Annotated in this window: 36 protein-coding genes; all 36 read right to left on the bottom strand. The window is 42.7% G+C overall.

From position 1 onward, the window contains the following. Positions 1–13 precede the first annotated feature (13 nt). On the bottom strand, positions 14–1,129 hold the full coding sequence (carA, locus tag TH61_RS09720; RefSeq protein WP_066508668.1) for a glutamine-hydrolyzing carbamoyl-phosphate synthase small subunit: 1,116 nt from the start codon (positions 1,127–1,129) through the stop codon (positions 14–16). Positions 1,130–1,207: 78 nt separating this feature from the next. Then, the gene (gene rplQ, locus TH61_RS09715) at positions 1,208–1,684 is read right to left on the bottom strand and encodes a 50S ribosomal protein L17 (protein ID WP_369796879.1); all 477 of its coding nucleotides are present in this window, start codon (positions 1,682–1,684) and stop codon (positions 1,208–1,210) included. Positions 1,685–1,809: 125 nt separating this feature from the next. Continuing rightward, positions 1,810–2,799, bottom strand: coding sequence for a DNA-directed RNA polymerase subunit alpha (locus tag TH61_RS09710; protein ID WP_066508664.1), 990 nt, complete (start codon positions 2,797–2,799; stop codon positions 1,810–1,812). A 39-nt stretch (positions 2,800–2,838) separates the two neighbouring features. After that, positions 2,839–3,444, bottom strand: a complete 606-nt coding sequence (rpsD, locus tag TH61_RS09705) for a 30S ribosomal protein S4 (RefSeq protein ID WP_066508662.1) — start codon at positions 3,442–3,444, stop codon at positions 2,839–2,841. Between the two features lie 21 nt (positions 3,445–3,465). Beyond that, positions 3,466–3,858: a 30S ribosomal protein S11 gene (gene rpsK / locus TH61_RS09700; RefSeq protein WP_066508659.1), complete on the bottom strand. Its 393-nt coding sequence runs from the start codon at positions 3,856–3,858 to the stop codon at positions 3,466–3,468. 10 nt (positions 3,859–3,868) lie between these two features. Next, the gene (gene rpsM, locus TH61_RS09695) at positions 3,869–4,246 is read right to left on the bottom strand and encodes a 30S ribosomal protein S13 (RefSeq protein ID WP_066508657.1); all 378 of its coding nucleotides are present in this window, start codon (positions 4,244–4,246) and stop codon (positions 3,869–3,871) included. Between the two features lie 10 nt (positions 4,247–4,256). Beyond that, positions 4,257–4,373 carry a type B 50S ribosomal protein L36 gene (ykgO, locus tag TH61_RS17830; protein WP_071885446.1) on the bottom strand — a complete coding sequence of 39 codons (117 nt, stop codon included), beginning with the start codon at positions 4,371–4,373 and terminating at the stop codon, positions 4,257–4,259. A gap of 4 nt (positions 4,374–4,377) precedes the next feature. After that, positions 4,378–4,596, bottom strand: a complete 219-nt coding sequence (infA, locus tag TH61_RS09690; protein ID WP_048919321.1) for a translation initiation factor IF-1 — start codon at positions 4,594–4,596, stop codon at positions 4,378–4,380. A gap of 3 nt (positions 4,597–4,599) precedes the next feature. Then, positions 4,600–5,370 carry a type I methionyl aminopeptidase gene (gene map, locus TH61_RS09685; RefSeq protein ID WP_066508656.1) on the bottom strand — a complete coding sequence of 257 codons (771 nt, stop codon included), beginning with the start codon at positions 5,368–5,370 and terminating at the stop codon, positions 4,600–4,602. A gap of 2 nt (positions 5,371–5,372) precedes the next feature. Further along, complete coding sequence (gene secY / locus TH61_RS09680) at positions 5,373–6,701, bottom strand: preprotein translocase subunit SecY (protein ID WP_066508654.1); 1,329 nt, start codon at positions 6,699–6,701, stop codon at positions 5,373–5,375. 3 nt (positions 6,702–6,704) lie between these two features. Further along, on the bottom strand, positions 6,705–7,151 hold the full coding sequence (gene rplO / locus TH61_RS09675) for a 50S ribosomal protein L15 (protein ID WP_066508652.1): 447 nt from the start codon (positions 7,149–7,151) through the stop codon (positions 6,705–6,707). Between the two features lie 2 nt (positions 7,152–7,153). After that, positions 7,154–7,333 (bottom strand): 50S ribosomal protein L30, encoded by a 180-nt coding sequence (gene rpmD / locus TH61_RS09670; protein WP_066508650.1) that lies wholly within the window; start codon positions 7,331–7,333, stop codon positions 7,154–7,156. A 2-nt stretch (positions 7,334–7,335) separates the two neighbouring features. Next, on the bottom strand, positions 7,336–7,854 hold the full coding sequence (gene rpsE / locus TH61_RS09665) for a 30S ribosomal protein S5 (RefSeq protein ID WP_066508649.1): 519 nt from the start codon (positions 7,852–7,854) through the stop codon (positions 7,336–7,338). A gap of 4 nt (positions 7,855–7,858) precedes the next feature. After that, positions 7,859–8,212 carry a 50S ribosomal protein L18 gene (rplR, locus tag TH61_RS09660; protein ID WP_066508648.1) on the bottom strand — a complete coding sequence of 118 codons (354 nt, stop codon included), beginning with the start codon at positions 8,210–8,212 and terminating at the stop codon, positions 7,859–7,861. Between the two features lie 8 nt (positions 8,213–8,220). Further along, positions 8,221–8,775 carry a 50S ribosomal protein L6 gene (gene rplF / locus TH61_RS09655; protein ID WP_066508646.1) on the bottom strand — a complete coding sequence of 185 codons (555 nt, stop codon included), beginning with the start codon at positions 8,773–8,775 and terminating at the stop codon, positions 8,221–8,223. A gap of 10 nt (positions 8,776–8,785) precedes the next feature. Continuing rightward, on the bottom strand, positions 8,786–9,184 hold the full coding sequence (gene rpsH / locus TH61_RS09650) for a 30S ribosomal protein S8 (protein WP_066508644.1): 399 nt from the start codon (positions 9,182–9,184) through the stop codon (positions 8,786–8,788). Positions 9,185–9,269: 85 nt separating this feature from the next. Further along, positions 9,270–9,539: a 30S ribosomal protein S14 gene (rpsN, locus tag TH61_RS09645; protein WP_066508638.1), complete on the bottom strand. Its 270-nt coding sequence runs from the start codon at positions 9,537–9,539 to the stop codon at positions 9,270–9,272. Between the two features lie 4 nt (positions 9,540–9,543). Further along, positions 9,544–10,095 carry a 50S ribosomal protein L5 gene (gene rplE / locus TH61_RS09640; RefSeq protein ID WP_066508636.1) on the bottom strand — a complete coding sequence of 184 codons (552 nt, stop codon included), beginning with the start codon at positions 10,093–10,095 and terminating at the stop codon, positions 9,544–9,546. Between the two features lies 1 nt (position 10,096). After that, positions 10,097–10,420 (bottom strand): 50S ribosomal protein L24, encoded by a 324-nt coding sequence (rplX, locus tag TH61_RS09635; RefSeq protein ID WP_066508635.1) that lies wholly within the window; start codon positions 10,418–10,420, stop codon positions 10,097–10,099. Positions 10,421–10,439: 19 nt separating this feature from the next. Beyond that, a complete protein-coding gene (gene rplN / locus TH61_RS09630) occupies positions 10,440–10,808 on the bottom strand; it encodes a 50S ribosomal protein L14 (protein WP_066508631.1) in 369 nt (122 codons plus the stop codon). Position 10,809: 1 nt separating this feature from the next. Beyond that, on the bottom strand, positions 10,810–11,067 hold the full coding sequence (gene rpsQ, locus TH61_RS09625; RefSeq protein ID WP_066508629.1) for a 30S ribosomal protein S17: 258 nt from the start codon (positions 11,065–11,067) through the stop codon (positions 10,810–10,812). Positions 11,068–11,078: 11 nt separating this feature from the next. After that, positions 11,079–11,273: a 50S ribosomal protein L29 gene (gene rpmC, locus TH61_RS09620; RefSeq protein ID WP_066508626.1), complete on the bottom strand. Its 195-nt coding sequence runs from the start codon at positions 11,271–11,273 to the stop codon at positions 11,079–11,081. Positions 11,274–11,275: 2 nt separating this feature from the next. Beyond that, complete coding sequence (gene rplP / locus TH61_RS09615; protein ID WP_066508625.1) at positions 11,276–11,698, bottom strand: 50S ribosomal protein L16; 423 nt, start codon at positions 11,696–11,698, stop codon at positions 11,276–11,278. 28 nt (positions 11,699–11,726) lie between these two features. Beyond that, positions 11,727–12,515 (bottom strand): 30S ribosomal protein S3, encoded by a 789-nt coding sequence (rpsC, locus tag TH61_RS09610; RefSeq protein WP_066508623.1) that lies wholly within the window; start codon positions 12,513–12,515, stop codon positions 11,727–11,729. Positions 12,516–12,520: 5 nt separating this feature from the next. Beyond that, positions 12,521–12,907, bottom strand: a complete 387-nt coding sequence (rplV, locus tag TH61_RS09605; RefSeq protein ID WP_066508621.1) for a 50S ribosomal protein L22 — start codon at positions 12,905–12,907, stop codon at positions 12,521–12,523. Further along, positions 12,907–13,185, bottom strand: coding sequence for a 30S ribosomal protein S19 (gene rpsS / locus TH61_RS09600; protein WP_066508617.1), 279 nt, complete (start codon positions 13,183–13,185; stop codon positions 12,907–12,909). Before rpsS ends, rplV begins: the two co-directional genes overlap by 1 nt. Positions 13,186–13,188: 3 nt before the next feature. After that, positions 13,189–14,013 (bottom strand): 50S ribosomal protein L2, encoded by an 825-nt coding sequence (gene rplB / locus TH61_RS09595; protein WP_066508614.1) that lies wholly within the window; start codon positions 14,011–14,013, stop codon positions 13,189–13,191. 12 nt (positions 14,014–14,025) lie between these two features. Further along, positions 14,026–14,313 (bottom strand): 50S ribosomal protein L23, encoded by a 288-nt coding sequence (gene rplW / locus TH61_RS09590; RefSeq protein WP_066508613.1) that lies wholly within the window; start codon positions 14,311–14,313, stop codon positions 14,026–14,028. Beyond that, positions 14,313–14,945 carry a 50S ribosomal protein L4 gene (rplD, locus tag TH61_RS09585; RefSeq protein ID WP_066508610.1) on the bottom strand — a complete coding sequence of 211 codons (633 nt, stop codon included), beginning with the start codon at positions 14,943–14,945 and terminating at the stop codon, positions 14,313–14,315. The genes rplW and rplD overlap by 1 nt, the downstream gene beginning before the upstream one ends. A 1-nt stretch (position 14,946) precedes the next feature. Continuing rightward, positions 14,947–15,567 carry a 50S ribosomal protein L3 gene (rplC, locus tag TH61_RS09580; protein ID WP_066508608.1) on the bottom strand — a complete coding sequence of 207 codons (621 nt, stop codon included), beginning with the start codon at positions 15,565–15,567 and terminating at the stop codon, positions 14,947–14,949. Between the two features lie 323 nt (positions 15,568–15,890). Beyond that, entirely contained in the window at positions 15,891–16,196 is a 306-nt protein-coding gene (gene rpsJ / locus TH61_RS09575) for a 30S ribosomal protein S10 (protein WP_048919298.1), read from the bottom strand. An 11-nt stretch (positions 16,197–16,207) separates the two neighbouring features. Then, a complete protein-coding gene (gene fusA / locus TH61_RS09570; protein ID WP_066508605.1) occupies positions 16,208–18,307 on the bottom strand; it encodes an elongation factor G in 2,100 nt (699 codons plus the stop codon). 3 nt (positions 18,308–18,310) lie between these two features. Next, positions 18,311–18,778, bottom strand: coding sequence for a 30S ribosomal protein S7 (rpsG, locus tag TH61_RS09565; protein ID WP_066508604.1), 468 nt, complete (start codon positions 18,776–18,778; stop codon positions 18,311–18,313). Positions 18,779–18,792: 14 nt separating this feature from the next. After that, entirely contained in the window at positions 18,793–19,209 is a 417-nt protein-coding gene (rpsL, locus tag TH61_RS09560) for a 30S ribosomal protein S12 (protein ID WP_066508603.1), read from the bottom strand. Positions 19,210–19,311: 102 nt separating this feature from the next. Then, on the bottom strand, positions 19,312–19,626 hold the full coding sequence (locus TH61_RS09555; protein WP_066508601.1) for a DUF3467 domain-containing protein: 315 nt from the start codon (positions 19,624–19,626) through the stop codon (positions 19,312–19,314). Between the two features lies 1 nt (position 19,627). Next, positions 19,628–23,944 (bottom strand): DNA-directed RNA polymerase subunit beta', encoded by a 4,317-nt coding sequence (rpoC, locus tag TH61_RS09550; protein WP_066508599.1) that lies wholly within the window; start codon positions 23,942–23,944, stop codon positions 19,628–19,630. Positions 23,945–23,949: the final 5 nt, after the last annotated feature.

Raw genomic sequence — 23,949 nt, 5'->3', positions numbered from 1 at the left:
TCGTTTTATTTTGTTACTTATTCTTTTTGTCGTTTTCCAGCATCTCCAGGAACAGGTCAAACAGGTAGCCTGAGTCATGCGGCCCCGGAGAAGACTCTGGGTGGTACTGCACAGAGAAAGCAGGCTTATTTCTCAACCGGATGCCCTCTACCGTATTATCATTTAGGTTAATGTGCGTGATTTCTACATCTGGGTTCAGCTTCACGGCGTCTGCACTCACCGCAAAACCGTGGTTCTGCGACGTAATCTCGCTCTTACCCGTAATCAAATTCTTTACCGGGTGGTTTAAGCCTCTGTGTCCGTTGTGCATCTTATAAGTAGGGATTCCGTTGGCCTGCGCCAGGATCTGGTGTCCCATGCATATCCCAAACATAGGGCGCTCTACTTCCAGAATGCGCTCCACGCTTTTTACCGCCTCTGTGGTCACCGCAGGGTCACCAGGGCCGTTGGAGATGAAGTAGCCGTCTGGCCCCCAAGCTTCCATTTCGTCAAAGGACGTTCCATAGGGGAACACGCGGCATTCGCAACCACGCTCTACTAGGTTGTTCAAGATATTCTGCTTCACGCCCAAATCCAAGACCGCCACTTTAAATCTAGTAGTGGTAGGTTGAATTTGATACTGTTCTTTGGTAGAAACGTGAGAAGAAAGCTCCAAGCCATCCATAGAAGGAACCTGCTTTAATTGCTCTTTCAGCTTCTCCACATCGGTCTCCTCAGAGGAGATGATGGCGTTCATCACGCCCTTATCCCTGATGTAACGCACCAAGGCCCTGGTGTCAATCTCACAGATACCCACTACTCCCGCTTTCTCAAAGTATTCCTGCAAAGAGCCTTCAGCTGTTTTACGGGAGAAGGTTGTAGAGAAATCCTTACAAATAAGTCCTTTTATCTGAATGGCATTTGATTCCACCTCTTCTGGCTGCACACCATAATTGCCCACATGTGACACCGTGGTAATTACAATCTGCCCATAGTAAGAAGGATCCGTGAAAATCTCTTGATACCCGGTCATACCCGTGTTAAAGCACACCTCACCACCGGTAGTACCAATCTTACCAAGGCTCTTACCCTGGAAAACGGTGCCATCTTCTAGCACCAATACTGCATCTGTTGTTGTCTGAAGCTTCATTCTATCTAAGTATGGGACAAAAATAAAAAAGGGATACGAGTAAACCCGTATCCCTTTTTTATAAATGATTCATTATCGTTACTCAGCAGCTGGAGTTTCTGGAGCCTCTGCTGCTTTTGCTTCTTCAGTAGAAGGAGCTGGAGCAGAAGTTTCAGTAGCAGTAGCCTCAGAACCTTCTTTCTTCTTACCAGAAGAACGACGTCTTGTTTTGGCTTTTCCTGCAGCGGCAGTTCCTGTTGATGACAACATGTCCTCGTTGTAGTCAACCAACTCAATGATACACATGTCTGCGTTGTCACCAAGACGGTTGCCAGTTTTAAGGATACGTGTGTAACCTCCTGGACGATTAGCGATTTTACCTGCAACACTGTCAAATAATTCTTTCACAGCTTCTTTGCTTTGCAAGTAAGAGAAAACAGTACGACGAGAATGGGTCGTATCGTTTTTACCTTTGGTTAACAAAGGCTCAGTATACTTACGAAGCGCTTTAGCTTTAGCTACCGTTGTGATAACGCGCTTGTGAAGGATCAATGACGCCGCCATGTTTGATAACATAGCTGAGCGGTGGGCAGCAGTCCTACCTAAGTGATTGTTCTTTTTACCGTGTCTCATTTTTCTAATTGTGCACGTGCATACCGTCGATCAACCTTTACGGGATCGGGAATTATGCCGTAGGATTACTAATCTTCTTCTAATTTATACTTTGAGATATCCATCCCAAAGTTAAGACCTTTTTCAGATACTAGGTTCTCCAGCTCAGTAAGAGATTTCTTACCGAAGTTTCTGAACTTCATCATATCTGCCAAGTCTAATTGCACTAGGTCTCCTAACGTTCTAATGTCAGCTGCTTTTAAGCAGTTGTAGGCACGTACAGAAAGATCCATGTCATGCAATGGCGTCTTCAATACTTTTCTCATGTGCAGCATTTCTTCATCTACCGCTTCTTCCTCTTCAGGCTTCACAGTTTCAAAAGTCATGGTGTTGTCTGAGAACAACATGAAGTGTTGAATCAAAATGTTGGCAGCTCCTTTCAAAGCATCTTCAGGGTGGATAGATCCATCCGTAGAGATTTCTAATAAAAGGCGCTCATAATCCGTCTTCTGCTCAACACGCGTGTTTTCTACGCTGTACTTCACATTCTTAATAGGTGTGAAGATAGCGTCAATAGCTATTTGTCCAAACACCTGATCTACTGGCTTATTCTCCTCGGCAGGTACGTAGCCTCTGCCTTTTTGAATAGTCAACTCAATCTCAAAAGATGCTTCTGGATCTAAATGACAGATAACCAAATCAGGGTTTAATACCTGGAATGAACCTGAGAATTTGTTGATGTCACCGGCAGTGAAGGTGTCTTGCTTGCTGATGCTGACAGTAATCTTGTCATCAACTAAGTCACCAACCTTTTTAAACCGAACCATTTTCAAGTTCAGGATGATTTCAGAGACATCTTCAACCACACCTTCAATGGTAGAGAACTCATGGAGTACACTAGGAACACGAATGCTGGAGATAGCATATCCTTCTAAAGATGATAGAAGAATTCTTCTCAGTGCGTTTCCAATGGTAACACCATAGCCCTTCTCTAGCGGCTTAAATTCAAATTGCCCGTGGAAGTCATCGGATTTCTCCATCACGACTTTCTCTGGCATTTGAAATGCTAATATTGACATGTTTGCTGGGTTAAGGTTGACACTTAAAATTAGAACTGATTACTTAGAGTAAAGCTCGACGATCAGCTGCTCTTGGATTTTCTCAGGGATTTGATCACGCTGAGGAGCCGCAATGAAAGTACCTACATATTGTGAGGCATCCCACTCTAACCAAGTGAATTGACGAGCATTACGTCCAGCTAAGCTAGTAGTAATTGCTTCTAATGATTTAGATTTCTCACGAACACTCACTACATCACCAGGACGAAGCGTGTAAGATGGAATGTTCACAATGCCACCATTTACCAAAATGTGCTTGTGAAGTACCAACTGACGTGCACCACGTCTAGTTGGAGCAATACCTAAACGGTAAACAGTGTTATCCAATCTTGCCTCCAAAAGAGCCAATAGGTTCTCACCAGTGATACCAGTCTTACGAGCAGCCTTGTCAAACAAGTTAGCAAATTGCTTCTCTAATACACCATAGATGTATTTAGCTTTTTGCTTCTCCATTAACTGGATAGCGTACTCAGATTGCTTTTTTCTACGACCACGGCCATGCTGACCTGGACCATACGCCTTCTTAGCTAAGGCTTTGCTTGGTCCAAAAATTGGTTCGTTATATCTTCTAGAGATTTTACTCTTAGGGCCTGTATATCTTGCCATTTCTAATTCTTAATAATATCCTTAAACTCTTCTGCGTTTGGGAGGACGACATCCGTTGTGCGGAAGTGGCGTTACATCTTTGATAGAAGTAATCTCAATACCAACGTTCTGCATTGTGCGGATAGCTGACTCACGACCAGCACCAGGACCTTTAACAAAAACCTCTGCTTTACGCATACCAGCTTCATAGGCTACTTTACCACAATCTGCGGCAGCCATCTGAGCGGCATAAGGAGTGTTTTTCTTAGATCCTTTGAATCCCATTTTACCAGCAGATGCCCAAGAAATAACTTGGCCATTGATGTTGGTAACAGAGATGATGATATTATTGAACGAAGCTTTGATGTGCACCTGACCAACAGGCTCCACAACAACCACACGCTTCTTGGCTTTATCTTTTCTCTTCTGAGCCATTGTAGTTTAATTATTTAGATGCCTTCTTCTTGTTTGCAACAGTCTTACGCTTGCCTTTTCTGGTTCTAGAGTTGTTTTTAGTTCTCTGACCTCTGGTTGGCAAACCTTTTCTGTGACGTAGTCCACGGTAAGATCCAATGTCCATCAAACGCTTGATGTGCAATTGTACCTCAGAACGAAGAACACCTTCTACTTTGTGCTCTGAAGCGATAACGTTACGGATTTCACCCGCCTCATCCTCCGTCCAATCCTTAACTTTCTTGTCAAGATCCACCCCAGCCTTCACCAAAATAGACTGTGACAATTTCCGGCCAATACCGAAAATGTACGTCAAGGCAATTTCGCCTCTTTTGTTATCTGGAATATCAACTCCTGCTATTCTAGCCATGTTTTAAAAATTAACCTTGTCTTTGTTTATAACGTGGATTCTTCTTGTTGATCACGTAAAGCTTCCCTTTACGTCTGATCACTTTGCAGTCTTCACTGCGCTTTTTTACTGACGCTTTAACTTTCATCTGCTTATTTGTATCTGTAAACTATTCTTCCTTTACTTAGGTCGTAGGGAGACATTTCCAATTTCACTCTATCACCAGGAAGAATTTTGATGTAGTGCATCCGCATCTTACCTGAAATGTGAGCGATTACTTGATGGCCATTTTCTAATTCTACCCGGAACATTGCGTTGGATAGCGCCTCGATGATGGTACCGTCTTGTTCAATAGAAGACTGTTTAGCCATGAATTAGTTCAATGCTTTTTCTATGTATTCAAAAGTAGTCAAAATTTCGGCTTTCCCCTTTCTAACTACCACAGTATGCTCAAAATGTGCCGAAGGTTTTTTGTCACGCGTCCGGATTGTCCAACCATCCTCTTCCTGAACTACGTGTCTTGAACCTAAATTAACCATGGGTTCAATGGCAATTACCAAACCTTCTTGTAGTTTCATGCCTTGCCCACGTTTACCATAGTTAGGAACTTCAGGGCTTTCATGTAAGCTTTTGCCTAATCCATGCCCCACTAACTCTCTAACCACACCGTAACCAAATTGCTCCACATGAGATTGCACAGCAAACCCAATGTCTCCAATTCTGGCACCAGCTACCGCCCAGTCAATTCCTTTATACAAGGATTCTTTGGTGCGGGCTAACAGATCAGCAACACTTGAATCAACTTGCCCTACAGCGTAGGTGTAAGCACTGTCACTATGGTAGCCCTTAAAATAAACTCCACAATCAACAGACAGAACGTCTCCTGATTGCAGAGCATATGAACTAGGAATTCCATGAACTACTGCTGAATTCAAGCTTATGCATAAGCTATTTTTGAATCCATTGTAGCCTTTAAAAGAAGGCGAACCTCCATTGTCAAAGATATACTCTTCGGCAATTTTATCTAACTGCAAGGTAGTAACTCCTTCTGAAATAGCTTTGGCGACTTCACCATGTGCTTTCCCGAGAATCTGAGCACCTTCCTTTATGATCTCAATTTCTTCTTCAGTTTTGTAAACAATCATTCTTAAGAAGCAACCGCAATATTTGAAGTAGATCTACCTCTAAGCTTACCAGACTTCATCATTCCATCATAATGTTTCATTAAAAGATAGCTTTCAATTTGGTTTAGCGTATCCAATACAACACCTACAAGAATGATAAGAGACGTACCTCCAAAGAAGGCAGCAAATTCTCTGGTCACACCAAACAGCATAGCAATGGAAGGTAGGATAGCAATTATCGCAAGGAATATAGCACCCGGTAAAGTGATTCTGGTCAAAACTTCATCAATAAATTCAGAAGTCGCTAAACCTGGTTTCACACCTGGCACAAAGCCACCACTTCTTTTCAAGTCATCTGAAATCTGGTTAGGATTCACACTGATGGCTGTGTAGAAAAAAGTAAAAATGATAATCAATACAGCAAATGAAACATTGTATTGCCAAGAGGTATAATCTGAGAATACAGAACCAATCTCACTGGCTAACTCACTTTCATTTTGCCAGAAAGAGGCAACCATTGCTGGCAGGAACATTAAGGACTGAGCAAATATGATAGGCATAACACCAGCAGCATTCACTTTTAAAGGAATAAACTGACGTTGACCTGCCTCTAAAGAAGCGCTGCCCCCAACTTGCTTAGCGTATTGAACTGGAATTCTTCTGATAGCTTGAGTGAGCATAACTACACTCATCACAACAAAGAAAAGAACAATTAGCTCAATGATGAAAATAAGAGCTTTACCTAATCCTAAAGCCATAGCCTCACCGATTAAAGCGCCTGGGAGACGGGATACTATACCAATCATAATCAGCATAGAAATACCATTACCAATCCCTTTATCAGTGATTTTCTCACCTAACCACATGCAGAACATAGTTCCGGCAGTTAAGATGATCATAGAAGAAATGGTGAAGAGTGTGTTGTTTACTGCAGGATTAATAGCTTCTGCATTAATGGTAGCAATAAAAGCAACAGACTGAGCTAGGGTAATTGCAATAGTCAATACTCTAGTGTACTGGTTAATCTTTTTACGGCCAGACTCACCCTCCTTCTGTAACTTTTGGAAATAAGGAACAGCAATAGTAAGAAGCTGTAAAACGATAGACGCAGAAATATAAGGCATAATACCCAACGCAAAAATGGAGGCATTACCAAATGCTCCACCTAAGAAGGTATCTAAAAGACCTAAAATTCCTTGCGCACTAGATTCTAATTTGGAAGGATCAATTCCTGGCAATACCACATATGATCCTAGCCTGAAAATTGCGATGAATCCTAAAGTATTTAGGATTCTAACTCGCAAATCTTCAATGGCAAAAATGTTCTTTATCGTAGAAATCAGCTTCTTCATGTATTACAAAGTCACAACCTTGCCGCCTGCTTTTTCAATTGCTTCAATTGCCGTCTGAGAGAATGCGTGCGCATGCACTTCAATGGCGCTTGTAATCTCACCTCTACCTAAGATTTTGATGTTATCATTTTTAGAAGCTAAGCCGTTTTGACGGAAAGTATCAAAGTTGATAACAGAAGAACCAGTTTTAGTGATAAGGTTTTGAAGAACATCTAAGTTAACCGCTGAATATTCAACACGGTTGAAGTTCTTGAAACCAAATTTAGGAACACGACGCACTAATGGCATCTGACCACCTTCAAATCCTGCCTTAGAAGAATATCCTGAACGAGATTTGGCGCCTTTGTGTCCACGGGTGGAAGTACCACCTTTACCTGAACCAGTTCCGCGACCAATTCTCTTCCGATCCTTAACAGAACCTTCAGCAGGTTTTAATGTACTTAAGTTCATTATTAGACCTCCTTAACTGCTACTAAATGTTGAACGTGGTTTACCATTCCTGCAATTTGAGGAGTAAACTCTTTTATGACAGTCTTATTGATTTTACCAAGACCTAAAGCTTTCATAGTAGCCTTTTGTCTTTCAGGACGATCAATAATACTTTTAATCTGGGTGATTTGAACTTGTGCCATGATTACCCGTTGAAAACTCGTTGTAAACTAATACCACGTTGCTGAGCAACTACCAAAGGATCACGCATTTTAGACAAGGCATCAAAAGTTGCTTTTACCACGTTGTGTGGGTTGGAAGAACCTTTAGATTTAGCCAATACATCTTTAATACCTGCACTTTCAAACACTGCACGCATTGCACCACCAGCTATTACACCAGTACCAGCTGCAGCAGGCTTAATCAACACAAATCCTCCAGAGAATTTACCTTCCATTGTGTGTGGCACTGTGTGCTTGAACAATGGTACACGAACTAAGTTTTTCTTAGCATCGTCAATACCCTTAGCAATAGCGTCGGTTACCTCATTGGCTTTACCTAGACCATAACCTACAACACCAGCACCATCACCTACTACCACGATAGCGGAGAAGCTAAATCTTCTACCTCCTTTTACTACCTTGGCCACACGGTTAATAGCTACTACGCGCTCTTTCAGCTCGATCTCGCTTGCTTTGATACTTCTAATATTCAATTTTGACATCTTCTTAGAATTTTAGACCCGCTTCACGAGCCGCATCAGCTAATGATTTTACTCTACCATGGTAAAGATATCCACCTCTGTCAAATACAACTTCAGAAATACCTTTCTCTTGGGCTTTAGCTGCGATATCACGTCCAACATGAGCTGAAGCTCCTGTTTTGTTTTCACCGGCAGCTGCCTCTACTTTGGCAGAGGAAGAAGAAGCCAAGGTAACACCATTAACGTCATCTATAATTTGAGCATAGATAAACTTATTGCTTCTGAATACAGCAAGACGCGGACGTTGTGCTGTGCCAGAAACCTTGTTACGGATGCTTCGACGGATTCTAAGTCTTCTTTTTGCTTTATCGAATGACATACTCTTTCTTATTTAGAAGCAGTTTTACCAGCTTTTCTTCTAACAACTTCACCAACGAAGCGAATACCTTTACCTTTGTAAGGCTCAACTTTACGAAGTGAACGGATCTTAGCAGCTACCTGGCCTATCAACTGCTTATCAATTCCTTCTAATGAAATAACAGGTGCTTTACCTTTTTCAGTTACAGCATTAGCTTTGATTTCTTCAGGAAGTGCTACATAGATATTGTGAGAATATCCAAGTGCCAACTCTAAAGTTTGACCAGTAGTTGTGGCTTTGTAACCTACACCAACTAGTTCCAAATCAATTTTATAGCCAGTGCTTACCCCTACTATCATGTTGTTGATGATAGAACGATAAAGACCATGTAAGGCTTTGTGTCTCTTCTGCTCAGTAGGACGGATTACAGTTAGTACTCCATCTTCTACCTGAACCTGAATATCTGTATCAACAGGAGCAGAAAGCGATCCTTTAGGGCCTTTCACTGTAACCAGGTTATCCTGATTTACCAACACCTCAACACCTTGTGGAAGCGTGATGGGAAGTTTACCTATCCGTGACATTTTCTACTAATTAATACACGTAACACAATACCTCACCACCTACATTAAGACCTTTGGCCTCTTTGTCTGTGATTACCCCTTTAGAGGTAGAAAGAATGGCAATACCATATCCATTCAATACACGTGGCAACTTTTCTAAGTGCACGTACTTGCGGAGCCCCGGCTTAGAGACTCTCTCAAGTTTCACGATAGCAGACTGCTTGGTAGCTGGATCATACTTCAAGGCAATTTTAATAGAGCCTTGAATTGAGCTATCATCGAACTTGTAACTTTGGATATAACCTTTCTCGTAGAGAACTTTGGTTAATTCCTTTTTTATTTTGCTAGCCGGAATTTCAACTACACGGTGATTTGCCTTGATGGCATTCCGTAGTCTAGTTAAATAATCTGCTATCGGATCTGAATGCATTAGACTATAATTTTAGATTCCGCTCTTTTTAGGGAGCCGCAAAGATACTAATCTTTCTTAACTTATAAAACAGTAGGTGTAATAATTACCAACTTGCCTTCGTTACTCCAGGAATCTTGCCAGCTGAGGCCATCTCTCTGAAAGTAACACGAGAGATACCGAACTTTCTCATATATCCTCTTGGTCTTCCTGTTAATTTGCAACGGTTGTGCAGACGAACTGGAGAGGCATTCTTGGGCAATTTATCCAGGCCTTCATAATCACCAGCTGCTTTTAGAGTAGCTCTTTTGGCAGCGTATTTGGCAACTAGTTTCTGTCTTTTAAGCTCTCTAGCTTTTACTGATTCTTTAGCCATTTTCTTATTTCTTTAAGTTGACGAAAGGCATTCCAAACGCTTTTAAAAGCTCATAGCTCTCTTCATCGTTTTTGGCAGTCGTCACAAACGTGATGTCCATACCAGCAATTGACTTGATCTTGTCAATGCTTATCTCAGGAAAGATAATCTGCTCTTTTACACCTAATGTATAGTTACCACGGCCATCAAAACCTTTGTCACTAATACCTTTGAAGTCACGAACACGTGGAAGAGCGATGGTCATCAAACGATCTAAAAACTCATACATTCTCTCCCCTCTAAGAGTCACTCTGGCGCCAATTGGCATACCTTCTCTTAGTTTGAAGTTTGAGATTGAGTTTTTAGCTTTCGTTTGAACTGCTTTCTGTCCAGCAATGATTGTCAACTCATCAACTCCAATGTCTACCAATTTCTTATCAGCCACGGCATTACCAATACCTCTATTGATGCTAATCTTGGTAATCTTTGGAACCTCCATCACACTTTTGTATTGGAATTTCTCCTTTAACAAAGGCATGATCTCTTTTGTATATTTTTCTTTAAGTCTAGCCGCCATGTTAAATTAAATTTCCAGATTTTTTGGAATAGCGTTGAAGCTTACCGCCTTCATTCAACTTTTTACCAGTTCTAGTAGCTACATTAGTACCAGCCTCTACCAGCATAACATTGCTAGCATGGATAGGAGCTTCAATTTTATTGATACCTCCCTGAGGATTCTTGGCACTTGGCTTTTGGTGTTTAGATACAAGGTTCAGACCTTCTACAACCACCTTCTGTTTGTCAACCAAAACAGTGGTAACAGTACCAGTTTTACCTTTATCGTCACCAGCAATAACTTTAACAGTATCGCCTTTTTTTACATGAAGTTTATTCTTTGTCATCTTTTCCTCTCTCTAAGGTCTATAATACTTCAGGAGCCAAAGAAACAATTTTCATAAACTGTCTTTCACGTAGTTCACGGGCAACTGGCCCAAAAATACGCGTACCACGAGGCTCGTCGTTGTTGTTCAACAATACTGCAGCGTTATCGTCAAATCGGATATAAGAACCGTCCTTGCGACGTACTTCTTTTTTCGTTCTAACAATCACTGCTTTTGTAACAGTACCTTTCTTAACGTTACCGGAAGAAAGAGCTGATTTTACCGTTACAACAATTTTATCTCCTACAGAAGCGTATTTCTTGCCTGTACCACCTAAGATACGAATGCACAATACCTCTTTTGCACCACTGTTATCAGCAACAGAAAGTCTTGATTCTTGTTGTATCATCTTATTTAGCTCTTTCTATAATTTCAACTAAGCGCCAGCACTTGTTCTTGCTCATTGGTCTAGTCTCCATGATGCGTACAGTATCACCGATACCGCACTCGTTTTTCTCATCATGTGCCATGAACTTCTTGGACTTGGAAAGGAATTTACCGTAGATAGGGTGTTTCATACGGCTCTCTACTACAACTGTGATAGACTTGTCCATCTTGTTGCTTACCACGCGTCCAGTTCTCTCTTTTCTTAAATTTCTAGTCTCCATGGATCTCTAAATTAGCCATTGAGTTCTAGAGACCGCAATTGAGTCTCTAGTCTGGCGATGGTTTTTCTTGTGTGCTTAATTCTGCTGGGGTTTTCCAACGGAGAAATAGCATGGGCAAACTTTAAGTTCTCCAGGTTATTTCTCTCTGCTGCAAGTTGCTCCTTCACTTCTGTAAGTGAGAAAGCCTTTATCTCAGACTGCTTCATGATTATTTCTCAACGTAATCTCTACGTACAACAAACTTAGTTCTGACAGGCAACTTCTGAGCAGCTAAACGCAGAGATTCTTGAGCTACTTCTAGTGGAACTCCATCAGATTCAAACATAATGGTACCTGGTTTCACCACAGCTACCCAATACTCAGGAGATCCTTTTCCCTTACCCATACGAACCTCTGCAGGCTTCTTAGTAATAGGTTTGTCAGGGAAAATACGAATCCATACTTGGCCTTCACGTTTCATTGCACGCGTCATTGCGATACGAGCAGCTTCAATTTGACGGCTAGTAATCCAAGAGGCTTCTAACGACTTGATAGCAAATGATCCAAAAGAAATTGTACTTCCTCTTTGGGCCAGACCGCGGACACGGCCTTTCTGCATCTTTCTATATTTAGTCCGTTTTGGTTGTAACATTTTTAATTAACCTAAAATGGTTGAACAACTACTTGCGTTTGGCACCACTACTTCGCTTCTGGTTGACATCACCAGGGCGTTTGTTGCGACCGTCACGACGGTCGTTGCCACCTCTTTCATTCCGATCGTTACGAGGGCCTCCTGTTGAAGGACCACCGCTTTGCTGACCGGCGTTTGGAGATAAGTCACGCTTTCCGAAAACTTCTCCTTTGAAGATCCAAACTTTGATCCCCAATTTACCATATACAGTTTGAGCTTCTGACAATGCATAGTCAATATCAGCTCTCAATGTATGTAGAGGAGTGCGGCCTTCTTTGTAATGCTCAGTACGTGCCATTTCAGCACCACCCAAACGGCCTGAAACTTGAATTTTGATACCTTCAGCACCTACTCTCAAAGCAGAAGCAATTGCTTGCTTCATAGCTCTTCTGAAAGAAATACGCGCTTGAAGTTGTTGAGCTACAGATTCACCTACCAATTTCGCATCCAGCTCTGGACGTTTAATTTCAAAGATATTGATTTGAACATCTTTGCTAGTGATTTTCTTTAGCTCTTCTTTGATTTTGTCAACCTCTTGACCGCCTTTACCAATTACTACACCAGGACGGGCCGTGTTGATAGTGATGGTGATTCTCTTAAGGGTGCGCTCAATAATGATCTTTGAGATACCACCTTTAGGAATACGGGCAAGAATATATTTACGGATTTTTTCGTCTTCAATAAGTTTGTCAGCGAAATCCTTTCCTCCGTACCAATTAGAGTCCCAGCCTTTAACGATACCTAGTCTTAGGCCAACTGGATTAACTTTTTGTCCCATTTTAACTATTTGGCTTTGTTAGATTCGGATGATTCAACTGCTTCCACTACTGGTTTTGAATCAATCACAAGCGTTACATGATTTGATCTTTTTCTGATCCGGTGACCTCTACCTTGAGGAGCTGGACGAAGACGCTTCAACATCTTTCCTTCATCAACTTTAATTTCTTTGATGAAAAGATTAGCATCTTCAATACGAGCATCCGCATTAGCAGCTTGCCAGTTAGATAAAGCAGATAATAATAGCTTCTCTAGCTTTGGTGCACCTGCATTGGCTTCAAATTTAAGCAAGCCAAGAGCGCGTGTAACACTTTTGCCACGAATCAAGTTCGCTACCAATCTCATCTTACGAGGTGAGCTTGGTACATTATTTAGTTTAGCTACCGCTTCCATTATCTCTTACCTTTATCCTTTTTAGCAATATGGCCTCTGAAGTTTCTGGTTGGAGCAAACTCACCTAACTTGTGACCTACCATGTTTTCAGTTACATAAACTGGGATGAATTTATTCCCGTTATGTACTGCAAATGTATGACCTACGAAATCTGGGGAAATCATTGAGCGACGTGACCAAGTCTTGATTACCGCTTTTTTACCAGATTCGTCCATTGCCTGGACTTTTTTGTCGAGCCTAAAGTCAATATAAGGCCCTTTTTTTAATGATCTTGCCATTACTTATTTTTTCCTTCTATTAACGATCAGGTTCTCTGAGTATTTATTTTTGTTTCTGGTCTTCTGACCTTTGGCATATAAGCCATTACGTGAGCGTGGGTGACCACCTGATGACTTACCTTCACCACCACCCATTGGGTGATCGACAGGGTTCATAGCAACACCTCTTACACGTGGTCTGATACCCATCCATCTGCTACGTCCGGCTTTGCCCAACTTCACATTCATGTGGTCTGCATTTGACACTGATCCTACAGTAGCCATACAGTTAACCAGAACCATTCTCATTTCACCTGATGGTAACTTCAAGGTTGCATAACGGCCTTCTCTTGCTACAAGCTGTGCATATGAACCTGCACTTCTTGCCATGATTCCACCATTACCTGGAGTTAACTCAATGTTGTGTACAATGGTACCTAGAGGAATATCAGATAGAGGAAGAGCGTTACCCACTTCTGGAGCTACTCCTGGTCCTGATACTACTGTTGCGTCCACTGCCAAGCCTGCTGGAGCAATGATGTAGGTTTTCTCACCATCTGCATAGTAAAGCAAAGCAATACGGGCCGTTCTGTTTGGATCGTACTCAATCGCTTTTACTGTTGCAGGAACACCGTACTTCGTTCTTTTGAAGTCGATGATACGGAATCTTTTCTTATGTCCACCGCCTATGTAGCGCATGGTCATACGACCCGCATTGTTACGTCCACCAGATTTTTTCTTGGATGCCAACAAAGATTTCTCAGGCTCGCTCTTCGTGATTTCAGTGAAGGCTGGCGCGATTCTAAATCTTTGACCTGGTGTTGTTGGTCTTAGTTTTCTTAATGCCATTCTATTTTAAACTTAGATGCCGCTGTAGAAGTCAATAACTTCTCCCTCTTTCAATGTTACAATAGCTTTCTTGGTAGAGGCTGTACGACCTGTCACAACACCTGATTTCGTATTTCTAGATTTCAGTTTGCCTTGGGTACGCATAGTAGAAATTTTCTCTACTGTAACTCCGTATTTAGACTGGATCGCTTTCTTGATCTCAATCTTATTTGCTTTTCTATCAACCTCAAAGGCAAACACACCCTTTTCTGTAAGGGCTGTCAGCTTTTCAGTAAGCAATGGTCTTTTTAAAATGCTCATTATTTTGTGGCGTAAAGTTCTTCAAGAACTGAAAGAGACTCTTCTAAACAAATTACTCTATCAGCATTTAACAAATCATAGGTTGTTAAACCTGAAGCGGTAGCAATCTTCACTTTAGGAACATTTCTGCTAGACAATACTGCATTGGTGTTCACTTCATTAGTGATCACAAGCGTTTTCTTGGCAGTTAGGTTCAAGCCATTCAAAATAGCAATGAAATCCTTTGTTCTAGGAGTGTCAATCACCAAGTTGTCCAACATGACAACTCTATCACCTTTCGCCAAAGTTGACAAGGCTGACAATCTTGCCACTGCTTTCAACTTCTTATTCAGCTTGAAGCTATAGTTTCTTGGCTTAGGTCCGAATACACGGCCACCACCTACAAACACTGGAGACTTCAATGAACCAGCTCTGGCTCCACCTGTACCTTTTTGCTTTTTGATCTTTTTAGTAGATCCAGCAATTTCAGCACGCTCTTTTGACTTGTGCGTTCCTTGACGTTGGTTAGCCAAGTATTGCTTTACATCCAGATACATGGCATGCTCATTCGGCTCAACACCGAACACAGACTCTGGAAGCGTTACTTTTCTTCCTGTATCTTGGCCTTTACTATTGAAAACTGATATCTCCATCTTATTTCTCAACTACGATAAATGAATTTTTAGCACCAGGCACAGAACCACTTACCACCAAAACGTTTTGTTCTGGCAAAATTCTAAGCACACGAAGGTTTTGGATTTTAACTCTGTCACCACCCATTCTACCAGCCATACGCATTCCTTTGAATACTCTGGATGGCCATGAACAGGCACCAATTGAACCAGGGTGTCTTGCTCTGTTGTGCTGACCGTGAGTCTGTCCACCAACACCGGCAAAGTTGTAACGTTTTACAACGCCTTGGAAACCTTTACCTTTAGAGGTACCTACTACATCTACAAATTCACCTTCTTCAAATGAACCAACGTTTACTTCGTCTCCTAAAGAATAAGAAGCTACGTCGTCTAATCTAAATTCAACTAGCTTTTTCTTAGCAGTTGTGTTAGCTTTTTGGAAGTGGCCAGCAAGCGCTTTGCTTGTTCTTTTAACTTTCTTCTCTCCGTATCCAAGCTGGATAGCTGTGTAGCCATCCACTTCCTGCGTTTTGACCTGGGTCACAACGCATGGTCCTGCTTGAATCAAAGTACAGGCCACGCTCTTACCCTCAGGTGTGAAGAGGCTTGTCATTCCGATTTTCTTACCGATAATTCCAGGCATTCTACTTTATTTATTTAACAATGAATATAATACACCCGTTTAGGTGTTATTTGGGAGTGCAAAGTTCATTATTTATTTTTTCTTTTACAAGCCCCTCTAAATTATTTGTTTTCAGATACTAATGATTTGGAATATTATTATCCATCAAACTCCTTTTAGCTTCCTAGGCTTTCGAATTTATAGTCTCCAAATCTTTACTAATTATTCTTAAATTATCCATTCGTCGTTTTTGCCCTGATTTCTTGAAAACAGGGCAAAAACGACGAATGGATAAAAAAAAAGGGAGAGGTTACCCCTCTCCCTTTTTAATGGATTTTGTATTATCAGACTTTGATCTCAACATCAACACCACTTGGCAACTCTAACTTCATCAAAGCATCTACTGTTTTAGAAGAAGTAGAATAGATATCTACTAATCTTTTGTAGGTACAAAGTTGGAATTGCTCACGCGCTTTTTTGTTTACGTGTGGAGAACGCAATACTGTGAAAATATCTTTCTCAGTTGGCAAAGGAATGGGACCACTCACGATCGCGCCAGTCGCTTTCACCGCTTTCACGATTTTCTCTGATGATTTGTCAACCAGATTGTGATCGTAAGATTTCAGCTTAATTCTGATCTTTTGATTCATTCTATTTCAACTTATTTAGCTGTTCCTTTTAATTTTGCGATGATACCATCTGCCAGGTTTTGCGGCACTTGCTCATAATGAGAGAAAGTAAGTGATGCAGTGGCACGGCCAGAAGTAATGGTACGTAAGTCAGTTACATAACCAAACAGTTCTGATAAAGGAACGTCAGCTTTCACTACTGTAGAAGTCCCTTTGGTATCCATACCTTTCATGATACCTCTTCTTCTGTTCAAGTCACCTGTCACTGGACCTGTGTACTCATCTGGAGTCACAACGTCTACCGCCATGATTGGCTCAAGCAACTTAGGAGCACACTGCTTACCAGCTTCTCTAAAGCCTTGACGGGCTGCCAATTCAAATGATAGTGAGTCTGAGTCAACGTCGTGGAATGATCCGTGGAACAAACGCACTTTCATTGAATCAATTGGGAATCCTGCTAAGATACCATTTTTCATGGCCTCTTCGAATCCTTTTTGAACCGCAGGGATGAATTCTCTAGGGATTACACCACCCACAATGGCATTCTCAAACTCAAGACCTTGCTTGCCATCTTCACGAGGGCCCATGTTGAACACGATGTCCGCGAACTTACCACGACCACCAGACTGCTTTTTGAACACTTCTCTGTGCTCAACTGTCTTGGTGATGGTTTCTTTGTAAGCTACTTGAGGCGCACCTTGGTTCAACTCAACCTTGAACTCGCGCTTCATGCGGTCAATGATGATCTCTAAGTGAAGCTCACCCATACCTCTCAAGATAGTCTGACCAGTTTCCTCGTCAGTATTTACCTGTAGGGTTGGATCTTCTTCAATAAGCTTGGCAATCGCCATTCCCATTTTATCAGAGTCAGCTTGAGTTTTAGGCTCAATGGCGTATCCAATTACTGGTTCTGGGAAGTCCATTGATTCCAAAACGATTTTCGCGTTCTGGTCGCAAAGGGTATCTCCGGTTTTGATGTCTTTGAAACCTACAACCGCTCCAATATCTCCAGCACTTAGTCTTTCGATTTGGTTTTGCTTGTTGGCGTGCATCTGGAAGATACGAGAGATACGCTCTTTGTTATTTGAGCGAGTATTGTACACGTAAGATCCAGACTCTAACACACCTGAATAGGCGCGTACAAAGCAAAGACGTCCTACGTAAGGGTCAGTTGCAATTTTGAAAGCTAGGCCAGCAAATGGCTCGCTTTCACTTGGCTGACGAGTTACCTCTTCACCTGTATCTGGGTTTGTACCTACAATATTTTCTTTGTCTAGAGGTGATGGAATAAGAGCCATCACATAATCAAGCATTGTTTGTACACCTTTGTTTTTGAAAGAAGAACCGCAAAGCATTGGCACGATCGCCATGTCAATGGTTGCTTTACGAAGTGCTTCAATGATTTCAGCCTCAGTGATTGATGCTGGATCCTCAAAGTATTTCTCCATTAGAGCCTCATCGTAATCAGCTACTGCCTCTAACAATTTCTCTCTGTATTCTTCTGCCTCTTCCAACATATCGTCTGGAATTGGAACCTCAGTAAAGGTCATACCTTTATCAGACTCATTCCACTCGATACCACGGAAGTTTACTAGGTCTACTACTCCTTTAAAGTTATCTTCTGCACCAATTGGTAACTGTAATGCTACGGCATTGCTACCTAGCATTTCTTTCACCTGCTTACATACTCCTAAGAAGTCTGCGCCTGAACGGTCCATTTTGTTAACGAAACCAATACGGGCAACTTTGTAGTTGTCAGCTAGTCTCCAGTTAGTTTCAGATTGTGGCTCTACACCATCCACTGCACTAAACAAGAAAACTAAACCATCTAATACACGAAGGGAACGGTTTACCTCTACGGTAAAATCAACGTGACCTGGTGTATCAATGATGTTGATATGGTATTTTTCGCCTCTGTAGTCCCAGTTTACAGTGGTAGCGGCAGAGGTAATAGTGATACCTCTTTCCTGCTCCTGCTCCATCCAGTCCATGGTGGCGGCTCCATCGTGCACCTCTCCTATTTTGTGGCTTACACCAGCATAGTAAAGGATACGCTCAGTAGTCGTGGTCTTACCGGCATCAATATGCGCAGCAATACCTATATTTCTTGTGTATTTTAAATCCCGAGCCATTAATTAGAATCTAAAGTGTGAGAATGCCTTGTTGGCTTCCGCCATTCTGTGAGTATCGTCTTTCTTCTTCACAGCGGCACCTTCTCCTTTAGCCGCAGCGATGATCTCACCGGCCAATTTGTCCATCATTGTTTTCTCACCTCTCTTGCGAGCATAAGAAATCATCCATTTGATTCCGAGTGAAATCTTTCTATCCGGACGTACCTCAGTTGGCACCTGGAAAGTAGCACCACCCACGCGGCGGCTTTTCACCTCTACACCTGGCATGATATTGTTCAATGCTTTTCTCCAGGTCTCAAGACCGCTCTCCTTAGTTCTTTTCTCAACTAAGTCGCAAGCATCGTAGAATATCTTGTATGCAGTACTCTTTTTACCGTCCACCATCATGTAATTCACAAATCTGGTAACTAGAGTCTCTTTGTACTTAGGATCAGGAAGAAGAATTCTCTTCTTTGGTTTTGCTTTTCTCATTATCTAAATCCTTATTATTTTTTCTTACCGCCTTTACCTGCTGCAGCCGCTGGCTGACCTGGCTTAGGACGTTTAGCTCCGTACTTAGAACGGGACTGTAGACGACCGTTTACACCAGCTGTATCCAATGCACCACGGATGATGTGATATCTTACACCTGGTAAGTCTTTCACACGACCACCTCTGATTAACACAATAGAGTGCTCCTGTAGGTTGTGGCCTTCACCAGGGATGTAAGCATTGACTTCTTTGCCGTTTGTCAAACGCACACGAGCCACTTTTCTCATTGCTGAGTTAGGCTTCTTAGGTGTGGTTGTGTAAACGCGTGTACACACGCCACGTCTCTGCGGACATGAGTCAAGGGCTGGGGATTTAGACTTAGATGTTAGTTTCTCTCTTCCCTTTCTTACTAATTGTTGTATAGTAGGCATTTACTAACTTTTTAAACTGATTTCTCTCTTCAAAAAATGGTTTGCAAAGGTATAAATTTTGCTTTGCAAATTCAAAGTTTTAATTCACTTATTATTAATGGCTTAGGCTTCGCCTATGGTTCCGCCAAAGTTTAGAGGAAAGCTGGGGGCTTCCTGCGTCTGCTTTATGCCCCCAAAACTTTCTTCATACTTTTGGATGTTTTCCTCCAAAGCAGCCAAAAAACGCTTGGCATGCTCTGGAGTAATCACCACTCTTGCTTTTACTTTGGCTTTCGGAATGCCGGGCATCAAGCGGATAAAGTCAATTACAAATTCACTGTGTGAATGGGCAATCATGGCTAAGTTAGCGTATTCCCCTTCTGCAATTTCCTCGGTCAGCTCAATGTTTATCTGACTTTGCTGTTCCGTAGCTGCCATCTTATTTCTCCTGCAGTTCGCCTTGCTTAGATTTCACACCTGACTGTCTGCTGGCAGTAAGAGCTTCATACTCATCCTTGGATCCAACAATTAGTTTAGTGTACTCTCTAAGTCCAGTACCTGCCGGGATTAAGTGACCCACAATTACGTTCTCTTTCAAGCCTAACAACTCATCCGCCTTTCCTTTGATAGCTGCCTCGCTCAATACCTTAGTAGTCTCCTGGAAGGATGCCGCTGAGATAAAGCTTTGCGTACCAAGGGATGCTTGTGTGATACCTTGTAGGGTTGGTCTAGACACCGCTGGCTGGGCATCACGTACCGTCACAATGCGAAGGTCACGACGCTTTAAGCTAGAGTTCTCATCACGCAGACGGCGAGCCGTCACGATCATACCTGGTTTCATGGCGGTTGAGTCTCCTGCATCCTCCACTACTTTCATGTCAATGATCATGTCATTCTCTTCCATGAACGTTACCTTGTCCACTGTCTGGTTCTCTAGGAAGCTAGTATCACCTGGGTCAAGAACATTCACTTTCTGCATCATCTGACGAACCACTACTTCAATGTGCTTGTCATTGATCTTCACACCTTGCAAGCGGTATACCTCCTGAATTTCATTCACTAGGTATTCTTGCACGGCACCTGGGCCTTGGATGTTCAGGATGTCATTTGGAGTGATGGCACCATCAGATAATGGAACACCGGCACGCACAAAGTCATTGTCCTGAACTAGGATGTGCTTGGAAAGAGGCACCATGTACTTCTTCTTCACGCCATCCTTAGACTCAATATAAATCTCGCGGTTACCGCGCTTTATACCACCATAGGTTACTACGCCGTCAATCTCACTCACTACGGCTGGGTTAGACGGGTTACGTGCCTCAAAGAGCTCCGTAACGCGTGGTAGACCACCCGTAATGTCGCGGGTTTTACCAATGGCACGAGGGATCTTAGCCACAATCTGACCAGCGTTGATCTTCTGACCATCTTCTACCGTGATGTGGGCACCTACTGGAATGTTGTAACCTTTCGGCTCGCCATTGGCAGGGTTCACGACGATAGCAGGGTTTTTGGTCTTATCCTTCGTTTCAATGATAACCTTCTCACGGTGACCAGTCTGCTCATCTGACTCCTCACGGTAGGTGATACCTTCCACGATGGAATCATACTCAATAGACCCGTCAAACTCTGACAAGATAACCGCGTTGTATGGATCCCAGTTACATAGCTCATCGCCTTTGGCAACCTCTTGTCCTTCATCCACTACTAAAAATGAACCATAAGGAACGTGGTTACTGATCAACAATTTGCCGGTATTAGGATCAACTACTTTAACTTCACCAGAGCGTCCCATTACCACTTTCACGCGGTCACCTTCAGCATTGGTGGTATCAATAGTTCTAACGTCTTCAAACTCAATCTTACCGTTGAACTTGGCACGGATGGCTGCATCTACCGCAATGTTAGAGGCAGTACCACCTACGTGGAAAGTACGAAGGGTCAACTGTGTACCTGGCTCACCAATAGATTGTGCGGCGATAACCCCAACGGCTTCCCCTTTCTGCACCATTCTACCCGTAGACAAGTTACGACCGTAGCATTTGGCACAAATACCACGCTTGGTCTCACACGTCAACACTGAACGGATCTCAACAGCCTCAATGGCGGTACCTTCAATGATTTTAGCTACCTCCTCGGTAATTTCATTACCAGACTCAAGGATAACTTCATTGGTGTGTGGGTTCACGATATCATGAACGTTCACACGGCCCAGGATACGCTCAGATAGAGACTCAACAATATCCTCGTTGTCTTTCAAGGCGCTCACCTCAAGACCACGCAAAGTACCGCAGTCAGGCTCATTCACGATTACGTCTTGAGAAACGTCTACCAGACGACGAGTCAAGTAACCCGCATCTGCCGTTTTCAAGGCAGTATCCGCTAGACCTTTACGGGCACCGTGGGTAGAGATGAAGTACTCAATTACATCTAGACCTTCTTTAAAGTTAGATAGAATTGGGTTTTCAATAATCTCCCCTACAGATCCTTGCAATGATTTTTGTGGCTTAGCCATCAAACCTCTCATACCACCCAGCTGACGAATCTGCTCTCTAGAACCACGGGCTCCGGAGTGCATCATCATGAAGATGGAGTTGAAACCTTGATCGTCTTTTTCAAGACGGCTCATCAACGTTTCTGTGATCTGGTTGTTGATACGTGTCCAGATATCAATTACTTGGTTATAACGCTCATTGTCTGTGATAAGACCCATTGAGTAGTTGGCCCAAACAGCGTCCACATCTTTCTTAGCTTCTGCTACCAAGATGTCTTTCTCTTTCGGGATCACAATGTCACCAAGACCCATGGACAGACCGCCTTTGTAAGCAGACTGGAATCCTAGGGTTTTGATATCATCCAGGAACTGAGCCGTTCTGGCCATTCCTGTCACCTTGAATACACGCGAGATGATCTGCTGTAGCTTCTTCTTAGTAAGAAGTTCGTCTACATAGCCCACCGCCTCTGGTACCAACTGGTTAAAGAGCACTCTACCGGCAACTGTTTCAATTAACTGAGTAGTTAACTCTCCGTTTTCGCCGGCAACTTTTGCTCTAACTTTGATATATGCTTGCTTAGATAATCTACCTTCATTGATGGCAATGATTACCTCTTCAGCGCTATAGAAAGACATACCCTCACCTTGGATTTTCTCCTTCTCAGTGGTACGTTTTCCTTTGGTTACATAATACAGACCCAATACCATGTCCTGAGAAGGTACTGCAATTGGAGCACCGTTAGCAGGGTTCAAGATATTGTGGGCAGCCAGCATCAACATAGAGGCTTCCAAAACAGCAGCAGGTCCTAGTGGAACGTGCACCGCCATCTGGTCACCGTCAAAGTCAGCGTTAAAGGCCGTACACACCAATGGGTGCAACTGGATTGCTTTTCCTTCAATCAGCTTTGGCTGGAATGCCTGAATACCTAATCTGTGGAGCGTAGGAGCACGGTTCAATAGTACTGGGTGTCCTTTCAATACATTTTCAAGGATATCCCAAACCACTGGGTCTTTTCTGTCTACAATTTTCTTAGCAGACTTTACCGTCTTCACAATACCGCGCTCAATAAGCTTACGGATGATGAACGGTTTGAAAAGCTCAGCCGCCATGTTCTTAGGTAGACCGCACTCATGCAGTTTCAACTCTGGTCCTACTACAATTACAGAACGGCCAGAATAATCCACACGCTTACCAAGCAAGTTTTGACGGAAACGTCCTTGCTTACCTTTCAGCATGTCAGATAAAGATTTCAAGGCGCGGTTACCCTCTGCTCTAACAGCATTCACTTTACGTGAGTTGTCAAACAGAGAATCCACGGCCTCTTGTAGCATACGCTTCTCATTCCGCAGAATCACCTCTGGCGCCTTGATCTCTATCAAGCGCTTAAGACGGTTATTACGGATGATTACACGACGATATAAGTCGTTCAAATCTGAGGTTGCGAAACGACCGCCATCCAAGGGAACCAATGGACGCAATTCCGGCGGAATCACAGGCACCATGCGGATAACCATCCACTCAGGCTTGTTCTCAATTCTGGTAGAAGCGTCACGGAATGCTTCAACCACGCGAAGGCGCTTTAAAGCATCTGCCTTACGCTGCTGAGAAGTCTCATGAGCGGCAGAGTAACGCAAATCATACGATAGGTCATCTAAGCTGATGCGCTCCAAAAGCATTTGTAACGCCTCGGCACCCATTCTCGCGATGAACTTGTTTGGATCATGGTTGTCCAACATTTGGTTCTCACGAGGAAGCTTGTCAATCATGTCCAGGTACTCGTCCTCAGTCAAGAAGTCCAGTGTGTTCACACCGTCTTCTGCCAAGATACCTGCCTGAATAACTACATACCGCTCATAGTAAATGATCTGGTCCAATTTCTTGGTTGGCAGACCCAATAGATAACCAATTTTGTTTGGCAATGACTTAAAGTACCAGATATGTGCTACCGGTACTACTAATTCAATATGGCCCATGCGCTCACGACGCACTTTCTTTTCAGTTACCTCAACTCCGCAACGGTCACAGATAATCCCTTTGTAACGGATTCTCTTGTATTTACCGCAGTGGCACTCCCAATCCTTCACTGGTCCGAAAATACGCTCGCAGAACAGACCACCCATCTCTGGCTTGTAGGTTCTGTAGTTGATCGTTTCCGGCTTAGTCACCTCTCCGTTTGATCTCTCCAGGATTGATTCTGGAGAAGCCAAGCTGATGGTTACTTTAGAGAAGTCTTGAACTAACTTTTTATTTCTTGCTAACGCCATGTTAT

Source organism: Rufibacter sp. DG15C, assembly GCF_001577755.1.
Lineage (GTDB): Bacteria > Bacteroidota > Bacteroidia > Cytophagales > Hymenobacteraceae > Nibribacter.
This window is presented reverse-complemented; position numbering and strand designations above follow the sequence as displayed.